The sequence below is a fragment of the Flavobacteriales bacterium genome, from assembly GCA_021739695.1.
Classification (GTDB): domain Bacteria; phylum Bacteroidota; class Bacteroidia; order UBA10329; family UBA10329; genus UBA10329.
Genome location: JAIPBM010000011.1, coordinates 17,888 through 31,690 on the forward strand (window position 1 = coordinate 17,888; position 13,803 = coordinate 31,690).

Annotated in this window: 9 protein-coding genes; 1 reads left to right on the forward strand and 8 read right to left on the reverse strand. The window is 46.1% G+C overall.

What is annotated here, in order from left to right; genetic code table 11:
• Positions 1 to 22: 22 nt before the first annotated feature.
• Genes K9J17_08675 through K9J17_08690 form a run of 4 tightly spaced genes read right to left on the reverse strand, consistent with a single transcriptional unit; the run spans position 23 to position 7,298 of the window.
• Positions 23 to 1,486, reverse strand: a complete 1,464-nt coding sequence (locus tag K9J17_08675; GenBank protein ID MCF8276794.1) for a hypothetical protein — start codon at positions 1,484 to 1,486, stop codon at positions 23 to 25.
• A complete protein-coding gene (locus tag K9J17_08680) occupies positions 1,486 to 4,896 on the reverse strand; it encodes a methylmalonyl-CoA mutase family protein (GenBank protein ID MCF8276795.1) in 3,411 nt (1,136 codons plus the stop codon). The genes K9J17_08675 and K9J17_08680 overlap by 1 nt, the downstream gene beginning before the upstream one ends.
• A gap of 54 nt (positions 4,897 to 4,950) precedes the next feature.
• Positions 4,951 to 6,021: a DoxX family membrane protein gene (locus K9J17_08685; protein MCF8276796.1), complete on the reverse strand. Its 1,071-nt coding sequence runs from the start codon at positions 6,019 to 6,021 to the stop codon at positions 4,951 to 4,953.
• On the reverse strand, positions 6,021 to 7,298 hold the full coding sequence (locus K9J17_08690; protein ID MCF8276797.1) for an FAD-binding protein: 1,278 nt from the start codon (positions 7,296 to 7,298) through the stop codon (positions 6,021 to 6,023). Before K9J17_08690 ends, K9J17_08685 begins: the two co-directional genes overlap by 1 nt.
• A 71-nt stretch (positions 7,299 to 7,369) precedes the next feature.
• On the opposite strand from K9J17_08690, the gene K9J17_08695 reads away from it, so the two are divergent.
• The gene (locus K9J17_08695) at positions 7,370 to 8,140 is read left to right on the forward strand and encodes a YdcF family protein (protein MCF8276798.1); all 771 of its coding nucleotides are present in this window, start codon (positions 7,370 to 7,372) and stop codon (positions 8,138 to 8,140) included.
• Position 8,141: 1 nt separating this feature from the next.
• On the opposite strand, the gene K9J17_08700 is transcribed toward K9J17_08695, so the two are convergent.
• From K9J17_08700 to K9J17_08715, 4 genes are all read right to left on the reverse strand, one after another.
• Entirely contained in the window at positions 8,142 to 8,510 is a 369-nt protein-coding gene (locus K9J17_08700) for a DMT family protein (protein ID MCF8276799.1), read from the reverse strand.
• 3 nt (positions 8,511 to 8,513) lie between these two features.
• Complete coding sequence (locus K9J17_08705) at positions 8,514 to 11,126, reverse strand: valine--tRNA ligase (protein ID MCF8276800.1); 2,613 nt, start codon at positions 11,124 to 11,126, stop codon at positions 8,514 to 8,516.
• Between the two features lie 66 nt (positions 11,127 to 11,192).
• Positions 11,193 to 12,323 (reverse strand): glycosyltransferase, encoded by a 1,131-nt coding sequence (locus K9J17_08710; GenBank protein MCF8276801.1) that lies wholly within the window; start codon positions 12,321 to 12,323, stop codon positions 11,193 to 11,195.
• On the reverse strand, positions 12,323 to 13,801 hold the full coding sequence (locus K9J17_08715) for a polysaccharide biosynthesis C-terminal domain-containing protein (protein ID MCF8276802.1): 1,479 nt from the start codon (positions 13,799 to 13,801) through the stop codon (positions 12,323 to 12,325). Before K9J17_08715 ends, K9J17_08710 begins: the two co-directional genes overlap by 1 nt.
• Positions 13,802 to 13,803: the final 2 nt, after the last annotated feature.

A 13,803-nucleotide genomic window follows, 5' to 3' on the forward strand; every position in this document is an offset into this window, starting at 1 on the left:
ATGGGCGTAAATCCTTACGCCCCTACACCTTCGCAAATTTCCTGCTGGCGCGAATAATGTGGTAGATGAAGAAACCGGAGGAGAGACGCATGAAGAAATCTACAATGAGCATTCCTCCATGTGTATCGGGAAGTTTATGAACGGGATTTAGCAAGTAGAGATAGCTTCCAACGAAGTCTGCCGTTGCTCCCCATTCTTCAAGGTTTGAAGTGAAATAGAACCCGTTGTAACCAACTGCAATTGCAATCAGGAAAAAGAACATGTGAAAAACAAACAGCCAAAACAATGGTCTCATAAAACTTTGACCATGATCACTTACGTGATAACCTAGCCACAGTAAAAACTTGTTCTGCCAGTCTTGAAGCCCTCTTTCGACACCGTAAATCCGAGAAAACAGGAATGATTGGTGAAGACCTGTACTCTTTGGGTGTCTAACTAACGCCCAATGCGCTTCCATTTCGTTGCGATATAGAACTAAGCTGTCAAAATTATTCCCATCATTCAACATAGCTTTTTTGAGTTGGCGATACGACTCTCTTAAGGAAGCATACTTCTCTTTACTATTCTCGGGGTGAATAGAGCATAATTTCATGTCTTTAGGCCAAGTAACGTTCGAGAAAACACAATTACTTAGACGGGTGTTGTCAAAGTATAGTGAGCAATCTTGTAAATCGAGGTTCAAGGCATGTAGTTCATGTGGTGCTGCATACTTCATATTCCACGAAGACTTAATCTTACTATTCAAAAGCCTAAAAGATGACTTACCGATTTCATAGTCTAAAGTCAATGTTCCAATCTCAGCATTTGCAACTAACACCTCTATCGTACTTCCAAAAGAGTCAATTAGTAGTTTGTCAATTATGTTTTTTACTCCTATTATCTGAAATTGCTTAATATTCGCATGCGAAGAAATTGAAGAAAATGTTCCGCTTTCTAACAGAACTCTTTCAAATGCCAATCCATGACTTAAGCTCAAATTCCCGCATTCAGAGCTTGAAATTCGGACTTGATCCATTTTCAATGGAAGTCCATAAGCATCAAAGGAAATTTGGCCCTTAATGGTTGATGACCGAATATAGAGCGATGCATTATGGCACGTCAAGAACTGAATTTTATTCTCAACGAGTGATTCTCGTATTGTTATTTGCGAAGACCGAAGGTCTTCCGCTTCAATCGAAAAAATAGATGGGCAGGCATCAAACAATACAGTTGCGCCTTCTTTATTAGATTCAATGTAAAATCTTCCTTTGATCTCAGAATTATAGAATCTAATTGAATTCACTTCATCAATGTGAACCACAAGCTCATTTGCAAAAACACATTCACGAAAATTGATTATTCCAGTCCTTTCAGGTAACCGAACATTAACGTTTCCAATTATCCGCTTACACGAAAATTCTTCAATTCCAGACTTAAGTTGTTCAACAAACTTATCAGCAGAGATGTTGATTAGTTGAACACCTTGGTTTTCTGAATTCTCTTCCATCACATATTTCTTCGGTATTGTCCTCCAACCTCAAACAGCGCATCGGTAATTTGTCCTAGGGAGCAATGCTTGGTGGCTTCCATTAGTTCTACAAACATGTTGTCGTTTTGAATGGCCGTCTGCTGTAGTTTTTTGAGAGCCGTTTTGCTCAGTTCTTCCTTGCTCTTGTGGAGGTTCTCCAGCATGGTGATCTGATACTGCTTTTCCTCTTCCGTAGCACGGATAACTTCCATGGGTAGCACCGTTGGAGAACCCTTGCTGCTGAGGAAGGTATTCACGCCAATGATCGGGAATTCGCCCGTGTGTTTCAGCGTTTCGTAGTACAGGCTTTCTTCTTGGATCTTGCTGCGCTGGTACATGGTTTCCATCGCTCCAAGCACGCCTCCGCGCTCCGTCAGGCGGTCGAATTCCATCAGAACCGCTGCCTCCACAAGGTCGGTCAGTTCTTCGATGATGAACGCACCCTGAATCGGGTTCTCGTTTTTGGCGAGGCCCAATTCCTTATTGATGATAAGCTGAATGGCCATGGCTCTACGCACGCTTTCCTCAGTAGGTGTGGTAATGGCTTCATCGTAGGCATTGGTGTGCAGCGAATTGCAGTTGTCGTAAATAGCGTAAAGCGCTTGCAGCGTGGTGCGGATGTCGTTGAAATCAATCTCCTGCGCGTGCAAACTGCGACCGCTTGTTTGAATGTGATACTTGAGCATCTGTGCCCGTGGGTCAGCGCCATATTTCTGCTTCATGGCCTTGGCCCAGATCCTTCGTGCCACACGACCGATAACCGCATATTCAGGGTCGATTCCGTTGCTGAAGAAGAAGCTCAGGTTTGGCCCGAATTCGTTCACGTCCATACCACGACTCAGGTAGTATTCCACAAACGTGAAACCGTTGGCGAGCGTGAAAGCCAACTGCGAAATAGGATTGGCACCTGCCTCGGCAATGTGGTATCCCGAAATAGAAACGGAGTAAAAATTCCGCACGTTCTTGTCAATGAAATACTGTTGCACGTCACCCATCAATCGCAGCGCGAATTCGGTGCTGAAAATGCAGGTGTTCTGCGCTTGGTCTTCCTTCAGGATATCTGCTTGAACCGTACCGCGAACTTTGCTTAATGCATCGGCTTTGATCTTGGCGTACACATCGGCAGGAAGCACTTCATCGCCCGTCACGCCAAGCAACATCAAACCAAGACCATTATTTCCTTCTGGAAGCTCTCCTTGATATACAGGTCGCTTCAGACCTTGGTCATCCCATTTTTCCTTTTTCTTTTTCTCTACTTCACCTTCCAAGCCATTGGCTTGGATATATTTTTCACATTCCTGATCAATGCAGGCATTCATGAAGAAGCCGAGCAACATCGGTGCAGGACCGTTGATGGTCATCGAAACCGAAGTCAAAGGATTGGTCAGATCGAAACCCGAATAGAGTTTCTTCGCATCATCCAAACAGCAAATACTTACACCCGAGTTTCCGACTTTTCCGTAGATATCAGGGCGATGGCCGGGGTCGTTTCCGTAGAGCGTCACGCTATCGAAAGCGGTGCTCAATCTCTTTGCTGGTAAACCCATCGAAACGTAGTGGAAGCGTCTGTTGGTACGCTCTGGACCGCCTTCTCCCGCAAACATCCGCGCAGGGTCTTCGCCTTCGCGCTTGAAAGGATAAATACCAGCCGTGTACGGGAATTCTCCAGGAACATTCTCTTGCAAAATCCATCTCAAAAGATCGCCCCAGTTCCTGTATTTCGGTGTGGCAACTTTTGGAATTTGTAAGTGTGATAAAGACTCAGAATGCGTCTTGATTTTGATCTCTTTGTCGCGCACTTTAAAAATGTAGAACTCATCCTTGTAGCGCTGCGCCTGTTCGGGCCAACCTTCAATAATGAGCCAATTGCGCGGGTCTAAATCCAACTTTACACGGTCGAACTCTGCTTCCAACACCTTCTTGATCTCTGCGTCAGCAATCGTTTCAATCGTTCGCTGAATAGAATAGAGTTTATCCGCAGTCTCCGCCTGTTCCTTCGCCCATTTATCATAGGCGCGGTTGTTCTCCGCAATCTCCGATAGGTAGCGCGTTCTGCTCGGAGGAATGACGAACACCTTCTCACTCATCTCGTCCGTAATTTGGAAAGTTGAGTTCAGGTCAGCGCCCGTTTTCTTCACCACCTCATCCATAATGGCCTTGTAAAGCGAATTTGTGCCAGGATCGTTGAACTGACTGGCAATCGTCCCGTAAACAGGAACATCCTCATCCTTCATGTCCCACAACTGGCGGTTGCGCTTGTATTGCTTCTTCACATCACGAATAGCATCCAGTGCACCGCGCTTATCAAACTTGTTAATGGCCACCACATCGGCAAAATCCAGCATGTCGATCTTCTCCAATTGCGTGGCCGCACCGAACTCAGGCGTCATCACATACAACGAAACATCGCTGTGATCCATGATCTCCGTGTCGCTCTGCCCGATGCCCGAAGTCTCGAGAATGATCAGGTCGTACTGTGCGGCTTTCAGAATATCCACCGCTTCCTGCACGTGCTTGCTCAACGCCAGATTACTCTGACGCGTAGCCAACGAACGCATGTAAACACGTGGGTTACGAATAGAATTCATTCGAATTCTATCGCCCAAAAGCGCACCGCCCGTTTTACGTTTCGATGGATCCACCGATACAATCGCAATCGTTTTATCAGGAAAATCAACCAAGAACCTGCGCACCAATTCATCCACCATTGATGACTTTCCGGCACCTCCCGTTCCTGTGATTCCCAAAACTGGAACCCCTCCTGACCTCCCCGAAGAAACCCCCTCCGTCTCCCCCGAAGGGGGAGTGCCCGCAGCTTCAATCAGCGTGCGATACTCTGAATTGTATGTATCTGTCTTGTTCTCAGCGATAGAAATCAAACGAGCAATGATGTTGCAGTCCTTTTCACGCAGACTCTTCACAATTTCCTTCCCTTTGGGAAGGTCAGGATGGGTCGTATCACAACGCCCGATCATATCGTTGATCATGCCCTGTAAACCCATCTCGCGGCCATCATCCGGACCATAAAGCCGTGTAATACCGTAGCCATGCAATTCCTCCATCTCCGAAGGAAGAATAGTGCCGCCACCGCCACCGAATATCTTGATATGACCAGCGCCTTTCTCTTTCAACAGGTCGAACATGTACTTGAAATACTCCGTGTGCCCGCCCTGATAACTCGTCATCGCAATGGCCTGCGCATCCTCCTGAATGGCGCAATTCACCACTTCCTCCACACTGCGGTCGTGCCCCAAATGGATCACCTCCACGCCCGTGGCCTGAATAATCCTCCGCATGATATTGATAGCCGCATCGTGCCCATCAAACAGACTGGCTGCGGTCACAATTCTGATCTTGTTCTTCGGTTTGTATGGCGCTACTTCCTGCATCTTCAATTCTTATTTCGCGAATTTACGATTTAGACATTGCCCACACTTGATGACTCAATCGCAACTCCATTCATCGTAATAAACCCCAAAGCGCATTTCGGTGCCTGAGAGTTCTGGGATCACAGCCTCCATCTTTTCGAAAAGTCGCTCCAAAATCCATGGTTCGGGCACGGCCATGGTGTTCGTTTGCTGGATGTAAAAGAGATTGACGTAGAAACGCCAAGCTGCGTCTGTTTGCACGCAAGCCGTGCCAACTTCATCCGAAGGTTTATCCTTTAAGCAAACATACCCGTACGGGTCATCGGCACTATAAAGATGCCAACCACAGGACCGCGGTGCGAGATGCAGCATGGTAGCAATTGGCAACAGCCAGATCATCGCCATTGGAACGATGGTACGCCAATTCCACACCACTAGTTCGTGCTTCGTTTCGAGGATGAAGGAACTTAAAATGGCCATCATAAACAGATTCCAAGGCCAAACGGTAGGATTCCACTGAAGACCAAAAGGCCCGATGGCGAGCAATATAATGACATGTGTTGCAATGAGAAGTAAGGCTGCATACTTCCGAAAGGCTCGGAACAGCAGTCCAGCCCCGAATAGAACTTCCAAGAATGCGCTGAAATACGCAAGCAGCGGCCACCTGCTTTCGGCCCAATAAGAAGGCAGATGGAACAGCTGGTAGAAGGTGTTGTAGAAGGCCGATTCGGCATAATGCGCATTAAATTTGTGCAGCCCGCTCCACACATAGATTCCCGCTAGTAAATAAGGCAAAATAGACACGGCAATTGACGTTCGTTCCTTATCGGCACAGAACAAGAACAGCAAAAACAGGTACATGTAATTGTAGGGTTGCAACAGGTTCACGTCTACAAAAAGCACATATGATAAGAACAAACCAATGGTTAGAATTGCCAAGGAAGTACGAAGCAGAATCGCTGCAACTACGGCTGAAAATCCTGTAAGAAACAAGATGGAAATGGCAAATGCGTACGAAACGTTCATATCCCAAACGGGAATCCAAAGCCACTGGTTGCTCATGCTGAACAACTTTACACCAGCCAGATTGGATAGCAGAAAACCCAACACTGTGAGAACTGAAAAAAGTCGTTTTCCTGCAATCATCAATCAAAAAGTCTGGATATGAAAGGGCTGGAAAACTGCCCATCGGGGTCCAGATCGCGTTTCAATTTCTGAAATGCGTTCCATTGCGGATAAACCGATCTCAGATACTCGGAATCCAACGTGAATTCCTTTCCCCAATGCGGTCGACCATTGTGTTTGACGGCCATTTCTTCGAAGTCAGAAAGCAACTGATCCCAACCACGGTTATCTGCATTATACGCCCCGACATAAACACTATCTCGACCATAGCACGGACTGAGCGCAAAGTCATCGCCTTTCACAAATCGGATTTCCTGAATGAAGTTGATCAGGTGCCCCTTCTCCTCTACCATACGTTTGTATTCTCTTAGCAAAACAGGCGTCAACGAAAGATCAAAAGCCCATTCCGTCTCTCGGTGAATGGGCGGTTCGGGCACGTTGAAAACCTTGTAGCTACGCTCAATTCGATCCACGTTGGGCAACATTCCTTTCACGATCTGTTGGTTCACCCATTTTCTGCGAATTGGTTTACGATCAGCCCACCAAAGCATCAATCGATAGGCATGAACCGAGACCCATTCATCCATGAACTTCTGACGGAAACGACTGTCATTTTCGGGTTCGTAAGTGGTGTTGTAGCGATACACCATCATCTTATCTGTGTGCGGAAACCACCACATTTTGATGTGATTTTCATGCTTCACCCAATCAAGAATATTATCGCACACCTCCTCAAAATCCATCAGTCCAGACCGCTCGTGTAAATTGAACTTCGGCACCACACGGATTGTCATTTCCGTAATAATTCCCAAAGAACCAATAGAGATAATTGCGGTCTTAAATAACTCCGGATTCGCTTTTCTATCCACTTCCAAAACCTCGCCATCAGCTTTCACCATGGTAAAACGTTCCGCCTGCGAAGCCAAGATCTGATGATGGATTCCAGAGCCATGGGTTGCGGTGGAAATGGCTCCTGCCAAACTTTGCCTTGCAATCGAACCAAGGTTTGAAAAGGCATAACCCTTTGCCCAAAGGATCAAATTAAGATGCTCCAATTTGGCGCCTGCTTGAATGGTTGCGAGATTGGTGACCGTATCAACGGAAAGCACTTGATTCAGGCCATCGGTCGCCATCAGAATATCTTCTGTTGGCGCTAGCTCGCTCCAAGAATGGCCCGTTCCAATGCAACGGATCTTTCGTCCCGTCTTAACGAGTTGAACCACATCCTCAGTACTTTCGGGATAGGCGACCTCGTTCGGAGTGAATTTGACGTTACCTGCCCAGTTTTGCCATTCCATGCGGCAAGTTAGGTTTTGCTACTGCAAACTGAAACTCCATTCACACCGACATTTTAGCATCTTTACCGTTCATGCTACTATCCATTCAATTTCTGATCAGACGAACGGAATTTTTTCTCTATCCATTCACGTGGGTTCTGATACTGCTCGTTCTTGCTCTCTTAACATACGATCAGAAAAAGCGTAGGAGACTGCTTTTGTGGGGTTTAGGAGTGATGTTGATCTTCTCCAACTCATTCATCGTGGATGAATTTGTGAGGCTTTGGGAAACCGAGGTAACGCTTCTTTCAGACATTGACCCGCAGATCAAAACCGCCATTGTGCTAGGCGGTGGTGTTTTCTATGATAATGAGACCGACATGGTAAAATACGGTGGAAATGCCGACCGTTACCTTGGCGTTTTACGACCATATCGTAATGGAAAAGTGAAAAAAGTCTTAGTTTCTGGAGGTGCCGCCAATTATCTGGAGCCTAACACGCGGGAAGGTGAAATGCTTGCGCGACTTTACCTCTTGTGCGGCATGGATCAGAACGACATATTGATAGAAGACCAGAGCCTTAATACCTACGAGAATGCCCTGTATTCCAAACCGATTTTAGAAGCTACAGGCGAACAACGATTTCTATTGATCACCTCTGCAGCTCATATCAGACGAGCTGTGGCATGTTTCGAAAAACAAGGATTGAACGTACAACCATTTCCAGTGATGCAAGGCGTAGGAAACAGACGCTGGGAACTCGATTATCTGTTCGTTCCACAGGTCGCCAATTTTCACAAATGGCACAGCCTGATCCACGAATGGGTCGGTTTCGCGACCTACAAATTCCGTGGTTATATCTGACCTATTTCTTAAAAATGAAATAGACAGCCAAAATCAGAAAACCAAAACCGATCAAGTGGTTCATTCTTAGCGTTTCGGTCTTAAATACCAGCACAGCGATGAGTGTGAAAACCACCAATCCCACCACTTCTTGTATGATCCGTAGCTGAAAAAGGTTGAAAGGGCCACCATTGCCTTCATAGCCGATACGGTTGGCCGGAACCATGAAATTATATTCGAAGAACGCCAATCCCCAGCTCAATAGAATGACGCCAAATAGGCTCAAATTCTGCGCCCACGACATGTCCTTGAATTTGAGATGTCCGTACCACGCAAAGGTCATGAAGGTGTTGCTCAAAACGAGCAATGCGATGGTATAGACCGCCTTCATGATCTACAGCGCCTGTAATTGCTCTTCCAAGGCTTTTATCTTGGATTCAGCGTCAGCTTGTTTGTTACGCTCGGCAGCAATCACCTGTTCTGGAGCACCCGCCACAAATCGCTCGTTGCTTAGTTTTTTTAGCACGGAAGCAAGAAATCCTTTGGTGTATTCGAGTTCTTTCTGAAGCTTTTCCTTCTCTTCGCCAGCATCAACCAATCCCTCCAATGGAACGAAATATTCCACTCCTTTAACCACAAAACCAGCGGCAGAAGCAGGGGCTTCCGCTACAGTTTCAATACTAATCAGGTTGGTTAGTTTGCTGATGACCGGACCGAATTTTGCTTCCCAATCGCCTTTCACAAGTAGACTCAATTTCTCCTTCGGAGCAATCTGTTTCTCGTTTCTGATTCTGCGAATTTCCATAATGGCCTTTTCGGCTTCCTCAAATCCAGCAAGAAGTGTTGAATTCACGTTGCCGCCTTCTGGCCAAGCTGAAACAATCATACGGTCTTTCTCAGTTCGTTCGCCCATCAGATCCCAAATTTCTTCGGTGATGAATGGTGTGAATGGATGAAGAATTTTCAAGAGTTCTTCCAAGAATTCAACCGTAGAATCCAGCGTTTTCCGATCGATCGGTTTCTGATATTCAGGCTTCACCATTTCGAGATACCAAGAACAGAAATCATCCCAAACCAACTTGTAAGTGGTCATTAGTGCATCGCTCAAACGGAACTTATCGTAGTGCTCGTTCAGCAATTCCAATTCCTTGTTGAAGCGAGAACGGAACCAATCAATGGCAATTTTTGCTTCCGCTGGTTGTGGAATATTCTCATCAATCTCCCAACCTTTTATCAGTCGGAACGAATTCCAGATCTTGTTGCTGAAGTTTCTTCCTTGAAGGCAAAGTCCTTCGTCAAACAAAAGGTCATTTCCAGCAGGAGAAGAGAGCAACATGCCAACGCGAACGCCATCTGCACCGTACTGCTCAATCAGTCCGATCGGATCAGGCGAATTGCCCAAAGATTTACTCATTTTCCGACCTTGCTTATCGCGCACAATTCCTGTGAGATACACGTTTTTGAACGGAAGATCACCACGCCATTCGTAGCCGGCCATTACCATTCGTGCTACCCAGAAAAAGAGAATTTCGGGAGCCGTAACGAGGTCATTTGTTGGATAATAATAGTTGATGTCCTTTCCATCGGGATCTTTGAAACCGTTGAAAACCGAAATCGGCCACAACCACGAAGAAAACCAAGTGTCAACCACATCCTCATCTTGCTTCAGGTCCTCAACTTTGAACTTGGAACCTTGAACTTTGAACTTCTCAATCGCTTCTTCCACAGATTTAGCAACTACATATTCTCCATTCGGAGCGTAGTAAACAGGAATACGCTGTCCCCACCACAATTGGCGGCTGATGCACCAATCGCGCACATTCTCCATCCAATACTTATAGGTATTGATGAACTTGTTCGGGTGGAATTGAATATCTCCGTTCAGCACGTGCTCCAAAGCTGGTTCGCTGAGTTTTTTCATACTCACAAACCATTGCTCTGACAAACGCGGTTCAATCACAGCATCGGTGCGTTCAGAATAGCCAACCTTATTCATGTATTCCTCCACTTTCACCAGACTCCCTGAGGCTTCCAGTTCTTTCGCAATTTTCTTACGAACGATGAATCGGTCTTCACCAACGAAAAACTGAGCAGCTGCGCTCATCGTTCCGTTCGGGTTCAGAATATCAATGGTTTCGAGCTTGTGCTTTTTGCCAAGATTGTAGTCGTTCTCATCGTGTGCGGGTGTCACCTTCAAACAACCCGTTCCAAATTCCATATCCACATATTCATCTTGAATGATCGGTATGCTGCGGTTTACCATCGGAACAATGGCGCGCTTGCCATGCAAATGCGAAAAGCGTTCATCATTCGGATTGATGCAGATAGCTGTATCACCCAAAATGGTCTCAGGGCGAGTAGTGGCAATTGTCAGCCATTCATCGGTTCCCTCAACCTGATAGCGAACGTAATAGAGTTTGGATTGAACCTCTTTGTGGTTCACTTCCTCGTCAGAAACCGCGGTCAAAGCCGATGGATCCCAATTCACCATTCGGTGACCTCTGTAAATCAAACCTTTATTGTACAGGTCGATGAAGGTGTCGATAACTGCTTCGCTCAGGTCCTCTTCCATCGTGAAACGCGTACGTTCCCAATCGCAGGAAGCGCCTAGTTTCTTCAATTGTTCGAGGATGATGCCGCCATGTTTGTGCGTCCATTCCCAAGCATGCTCTAAAAATTCCTCACGAGAAAGGTCCCACTTGTTGATGCCTTGCTCCTTGAGCTTGTTCACCACTTTAGCTTCAGTAGCAATTGAAGCATGGTCCGTTCCAGGAACCCAGCAGGCATTCTTTCCTTGCATACGCGCTCTTCGCACCAACACATCTTGAATGGTGTTGTTGAGCATGTGCCCCATGTGCAAAACTCCGGTCACGTTCGGTGGTGGAATGACAATGGTATACGGCTCACGCTCGTCCGGCTCCGAATGGAAATATCCTTTTTCCATCCAGTAGCTGTACCATTTGTCTTCGGTTTGGCTTGGGTCGTACTTTGCTGCAATCTCGCTCATCTGCTCCTTTTTTGAAGGTCGCAAAATTAGGGATTGCGTTCCAAGATGAACGCCTTAATACCGATACTACACGGAGTAAGCTTTGAGCAGCATTTCGCCAACTTCCTGATATCCGAATTTGCTCGAAAAGCGACTGGCGATTTCAGGTTTGTCATAAGGAGTAGATGTGGCTTTGATGATTCCGTTTTTCCACTCAGAAATCTTGTTTTCCACGAGAATACCGTTCGAATCATTGATCAACTCAGGAATGGCAGCCACATTCGATGCCACCACAGGCGTTCCACATTTCAGCGCTTCGGCAATCACCACCGAAAAGGTTTCGTATTCGGAACCGTGCAATAGAAGATCGGCCCGTTGAAACTCGCGGGCTACCATTTCCTTATTCAGAAATCCGTGAAACTGCGCGTGAACATCATTCTGAGCACAGAATTTTTTGAGTTCCGGAATTCGGTCGCCATCGCCAATAATGCCAAGAATGACCGGTTTGTCCAATTCTTTCGATGCCTGAGCAACTGCTCTGATGATGAGTTTCGGGCGTTTGATTACGCGTTTTCCTTTATTCCATTTGGCAGCCATCACGAAGTAATAACTGGAGCCAATAGGCGCTGGCCGAAACTTGAATTCTTGAGACGAAACCACATTCGGAATAACCTGAAGCTTGCTGTCATCCGAAACGAATTCAGACGTTTTCTGCTTCAAAAATTCGGATACCACAAAAATTTTCCTCGCACTCGCGTAAGCTTCCTTTCCCCAATTGCTAAACAGATTTTTGGAGAAATAGTAAGCCAAATTCGACCAATGCTCGCTGATGAAATGAGGAAGCTTGTGTTCCTGCGCCAATCGGTGACCAATAGCTCCTGCAGGATGAATGACGTGCGAATGAAACACATCAAACGAACTAAAATCGAGTCCGCTTTTCTTCAACAATCTTCTGATCAGAAAGAGTTGAACGGGATAAACCGTGTAAACCAACTTCCAGAGATTGCCAGAAAGATCAATTCGCAACAATCGGATTCCATCTTTCTCTGATTCTTGGAATTGATTTTTGACCAGTCCGGAACCTTGCGTAACGTGAATGTGAATGATGGTTACATCAACCCCAACAGACACAAGCGCTTTGGCCTGTTCGAGAATAAAAATGCCCGCCTGAGGATTCTCTTCTGTAGGAAACCAATGTGTGAAAAACAGAGCCCGCATCAGAATCCGAATCGTTTTTTGATGGCCAACACAAATTCGTGTGCATCTTCCGACAATCGTAAGGAGATGGCCAAAGGGATAAAAATGACCACAATAATCGCTGACCTCACAGCAATATCAATTAAAAGCGGTTGTCGCGGCAACAGTAAACTGACTCCGAATGCTGCGCCACCCAAAATCAACACGGCAGCAGATTTCCAAGAGAACGGTTCGAAATTGAACTTGATCTTCAAAAACAAATACTTGGAAATATTGAAGACAGTGAGTGAAATGGCCGTGGCCATGGCGGCTCCTTCAATTCCATAAATAGGGATAAAAATGAGGTTGAGAAGAACCGTAACGATCAAAAGCACCACATTGGAATACGTATCGAACTTATAATGTTTGGAAGTCGTGATGATACCACCATTCACTCCGAAACCGACATCTGCCAAACGGGCCAACCCAACGAAAAAAAGCACCCACTTTCCGCCAGCATATTCGGGCGGAAGTATCTCGAAAATATTGGCCTGATTGGCCCAAATTCCCACAAAAAGCAATGTGCCGATCAACAATTGGTTGATAGAGGTTTTCGCATAGATCTTCTGAATGGTCTCTCTATCGTCCCGTTTCCAAGCGTCAGAAATTACCGGAACGGCAATGTTTCCGAGTGCGTTCCTTGGTATGTTGAGCAGCGCTACGATGTAAAAAGCCACAGCATAGAATGCGGTCTGATCCAACCCGATCATCGAGGATATCATGATCACATCAATATTCATCAGGAAAAGAGCGCTAACACTCGAAAGGAGCGTAAACAGTCTGTAATGTGTGAGTTCTTTCTTGAAATCGGAAGTGATGAATTGGCGCTTAACGGCTAGACTGAACCGACCGATGAAAAGGAGGTAAAGACCTAGTCCGAGGGCGCAAAAGCCAAACTGCGCAATGAACAACTGCATGAACAATTCGAACTCAATAATACCAAAGTGAAACAGCAGAATGAGAACGGTTGTGCTTGCCCGAAGGAATATCTCCCGAAAGAAAACATTCACAACTGCATGATACAAGGCACGGGAATAACTTGTGAATATTTGGAACAGCACTTCGAACAAGAGGTACGGCAAAAGCAGGTAGTAGAAATGAACGAACAATTCGGACTTCTCGCGGTAATGGTCCACCACAAACGGTTGGGCCAAGAGCAATATCCCAGCAACAACAGCAGTGCCGATAAATCCAGAAATAAGCGACCAACTCAGAATTCCGTTCTGCGTTTTCTCATCTCCTTCGCTGAATTTTGGAAAGTAACGAATGATCGCATTCGTAAGTCCAAAGAGCGCAAACTGAGAAGAAACACCGATAACCGCTAGCAACACACGCGTGAGGCCAAATTCCTCAGCAGCAAAAAACTTCGGGAACAGCAGCACCACATTGACGTAGCCAAGCACAACTCCCAAATAAGAGAGTATGGAGGTTTGAATGCTTTGCTTGCGGATGATGCCCATCG

Excerpts from the sequence above, each read along its gene's own strand:
- K9J17_08700 (MCF8276799.1), bottom strand. The coding sequence starts at position 8,510 with ATGAAGGCGGTCTATACCATCGCATTGCTCGTTTTGAGCAACACCTTC.
- K9J17_08675 (MCF8276794.1), bottom strand. The coding sequence starts at position 1,486 with ATGGAAGAGAATTCAGAAAACCAAGGTGTTCAACTAATCAACATCTCT.
- K9J17_08715 (MCF8276802.1), bottom strand. The coding sequence starts at position 13,801 with ATGGGCATCATCCGCAAGCAAAGCATTCAAACCTCCATACTCTCTTAT.
- K9J17_08705 (MCF8276800.1), bottom strand. The coding sequence starts at position 11,126 with ATGAGCGAGATTGCAGCAAAGTACGACCCAAGCCAAACCGAAGACAAA.
- K9J17_08695 (MCF8276798.1), top strand. The coding sequence starts at position 7,370 with ATGCTACTATCCATTCAATTTCTGATCAGACGAACGGAATTTTTTCTC.
- K9J17_08690 (MCF8276797.1), bottom strand. The coding sequence starts at position 7,298 with ATGGAATGGCAAAACTGGGCAGGTAACGTCAAATTCACTCCGAACGAG.
- K9J17_08710 (MCF8276801.1), bottom strand. The coding sequence starts at position 12,323 with ATGCGGGCTCTGTTTTTCACACATTGGTTTCCTACAGAAGAGAATCCT.
- K9J17_08685 (MCF8276796.1), bottom strand. The coding sequence starts at position 6,021 with ATGATTGCAGGAAAACGACTTTTTTCAGTTCTCACAGTGTTGGGTTTT.
- K9J17_08680 (MCF8276795.1), bottom strand. The coding sequence starts at position 4,896 with ATGCAGGAAGTAGCGCCATACAAACCGAAGAACAAGATCAGAATTGTG.